3 protein-coding genes are annotated in these 2,507 nt (G+C 62.2%); all 3 read left to right on the top strand.

Translation table 11 applies throughout. The features are described 5' to 3' along the window. Positions 1–87 precede the first annotated feature (87 nt). The 3 genes from tnpA to tnpC all read left to right on the top strand — a co-directional run bounded on the left by tnpA (position 88) and on the right by tnpC (position 2,457). Positions 88–483 carry an IS66-like element accessory protein TnpA gene (gene tnpA / locus AKL29_RS00415; protein WP_050382261.1) on the top strand — a complete coding sequence of 132 codons (396 nt, stop codon included), beginning with the start codon at positions 88–90 and terminating at the stop codon, positions 481–483. Further along, on the top strand, positions 480–827 hold the full coding sequence (gene tnpB, locus AKL29_RS00410; protein ID WP_050382259.1) for an IS66 family insertion sequence element accessory protein TnpB: 348 nt from the start codon (positions 480–482) through the stop codon (positions 825–827). The genes tnpA and tnpB overlap by 4 nt, the downstream gene beginning before the upstream one ends. Before the next feature lie 94 nt (positions 828–921). Continuing rightward, entirely contained in the window at positions 922–2,457 is a 1,536-nt protein-coding gene (gene tnpC / locus AKL29_RS00405; RefSeq protein ID WP_193395174.1) for an IS66 family transposase, read from the top strand. The last annotated feature ends 50 nt before the right edge of the window (positions 2,458–2,507 follow it).

Below are 2,507 nucleotides of genomic sequence, written 5' to 3'. Positions count from 1 at the left end.
GTACGCATCCGACGGGCGCCGTCTTGTCTGAGGCGCTGTAATTGGCCAAGCCTGTAACCTTAAGTCTAGCTTTAAGGTCATCAGGCGATGCGGGTCGAGGTTTTAGGCGGGCTGGAGCGGCGGCGGCGCTGGTCGCAGGATGACAAGGCGCGGATTGTCGAGGAGACATTGGCGCCGGGCGCAAAGGTCACTGCGGTTGCGCGTCGCAACGGCGTAGCGGCCAGCCTGGTGTTCACCTGGCGTCGACAAGCGCGGACATCCGAGCAGGCCGTACCATCTTTTGTGCCGGTGCAGATCGCCGCTACGGAAGCGGAGGAAACTCCGAAGCTTTTACCTGCGGGTGATAGCCGAGGGCGGTCTGTGGCAGCCGCGCGTATTGGATTGATCGAGATCGACCTTGGCAACCGGCGACGCATCCGAGTGGACGCGCACGTCGATCCGGAAGCGCTGGCGCGGGTCCTCGAGGTACTTGAGCGCCGATGATTGCCATACCGGGTAATGTGCGGGTGTGGCTTGCGACCGGCCACACCGATATGCGCCGCGGCTTTCCAAGCCTTGCGCGGCTGGTCCAGGAGAGCTTGAAGCGTGATCCGCACGCTGGTGATCTCTACGTTTTTAGGGGCCGCCGCGGCGACCTGATCAAGATCATCTGGCATGATGGCCAAGGCGCGTGTCTGTTCACGAAGCGGCTGGAGCGAGGCCGCTTTTTGTGGCCGTCAATGGCGGACGGCGTGGTGACGATCAGCGTTGCGCAGCTCTCTTATCTGCTGTCCGGCATCGACTGGCGGATGCCGCAGGCAACCTGGCGTCCACAGGCTTCCGGTTAAATCGAGCGGGATTTTTTGCGACGAATATGGTTGATTCGTCTTCGTGACGACGCTCTCCGATCAGCTTCCCACCGACCTTGCCGCAGCACACGCGATGATCCTTGCGCAGCGCGAGCAGCTGACGCTGGCCAAGAGCGAGGTGACCGTCGGCCGGCTGGAAATCGAGCGGCTGAAGCTGATGCTGGCCAAGGCACGGCGAGAACAGTTCGGGCAATCTTCTGAACGCGGCAAACTGCTGGTCGAGCAGCTCGAACTCGCCATCGAGGATCTTGAAGAGACCCAGGCGGAACAGGAAACCAAGGCCGAGTTCGCAGCGCCGGAAGCTGCTAAACAGCAGCGCGCGCAAAATCCACGGCCGCCGCGACGTCCGTTGCCGGACAATCTGCCCATCGAACGCGTCGTCGAGCCCGCGCCTTGCGTATGCGGCAAGTGCGGCAGCGAGCGACTGCACAAGCTCGGCGAGGTGGTATCGAAGACCCTGGAATGCGAGCCGCGGCGCTGGAAGATTATCGAGCATGTCCGCGAAAAGTTCTCCTGCCGAGATTGTGAGGCGATCACAGAGGCTCCGGCGCCCTTCCATCCGATCCCGCGAGGCTTTGCCGGGCCGAGCCTGCTGGCGATGGTGCTGGTCAACAAGTTCCTGCTGCATCAGCCGTTGAACCGACAGAGCAAGACCTATGCCCGCGAAGGGATCGAGATCGACGTCTCGACCTTGGCGGATCGGGTCGGCGCCTGCGTGGTCGCACTCGATCCCATTATTGAGGCCATCCGGATCCACGTCATGAGCGCGGAACGCATCCACGCCGACGACACGACGGTGCCGGTACTGGCCAAGCTTAAGACGGTTACCGGCCGGATCTGGACCTATGTTCGCGATGACCGGCCGTTTGGCGGCACAGGTCCGCCGGCGGCCCTGTTCTACTACTCACGCAACCGGGCTGGAGAGCACCCGCAAAGCCATCTTGCCGGCTATGTGGGCCTGATGCAGGCCGATGCCTTTGATGGATATAACCAGCTCTACAAGGCCCAAAGGAAGCCGGCTCCGATCCTTGAAGCGGCCTGTTGGAGCCACGGTCGCAGAAAGTTCTTCGACCTGGCGAAATCTGGAGAGGCGCCGATTGCCAGCGAGGCCGTACGACGCATCGATATCCTGTTCGAGATCGAGCGCACTATCAACGGCAAAACGCCAGAACAGCGGCTTGCGGTACGTCGAGAGAAGTCCGCGCCGATCGTTGCTGATCTTGAGATCTGGATGCGCCAGCAGCGGACCTTGCTCTCCTCAAGCAATGATACCGCAAAGGCGATCAACTACCTGCTTAACCGCTGGGCGGCGTTCACTCGCTTCTTGGACGATGGCCGCGTCTGCCTCTCGAACAACGCTGCCGAACGAGCGTTACGCGGTGTGGCTGTCGGGAGACGAAATTGGACCTTCGCCGGTTCAGATGCTGGCGGCAATCGTGCCGCCGCCGTCTATACCCTGATCGAGACCTGCAAGATGAACAACGTTGATCCGCAAGCCTGGCTCGCTGACGTGCTGGCCAGGCTTCCAGATCACCCCGTCAACAGTGTCGCCGACCTACTCCCGTGGAATTGGAAGGCGACCCGACAGTCCAAAGCCGCTGCCGCCTGAGCGCCACGGCTGACCGGCGCGCCTGCCCGGGGTGCTGACCGGATGCGTAC

This window comes from Bradyrhizobium pachyrhizi, from assembly GCF_001189245.1.
In the GTDB taxonomy this organism is placed as follows: Bacteria; Pseudomonadota; Alphaproteobacteria; order Rhizobiales; family Xanthobacteraceae; genus Bradyrhizobium; species Bradyrhizobium pachyrhizi.
The sequence above is the reverse complement of the archived record's forward strand: the minus strand, read 5'-3'. Positions and strand labels throughout refer to the sequence as shown.

What these genes read in the sequence shown, in the direction of transcription:
- tnpC (WP_193395174.1), top strand. Translation starts at nt 922, where the DNA reads ATGATCCTTGCGCAGCGCGAGCAGCTGACGCTGGCCAAGAGCGAGGTG.
- tnpA (WP_050382261.1), top strand. Translation starts at nt 88, where the DNA reads ATGCGGGTCGAGGTTTTAGGCGGGCTGGAGCGGCGGCGGCGCTGGTCG.
- tnpB (WP_050382259.1), top strand. Translation starts at nt 480, where the DNA reads ATGATTGCCATACCGGGTAATGTGCGGGTGTGGCTTGCGACCGGCCAC.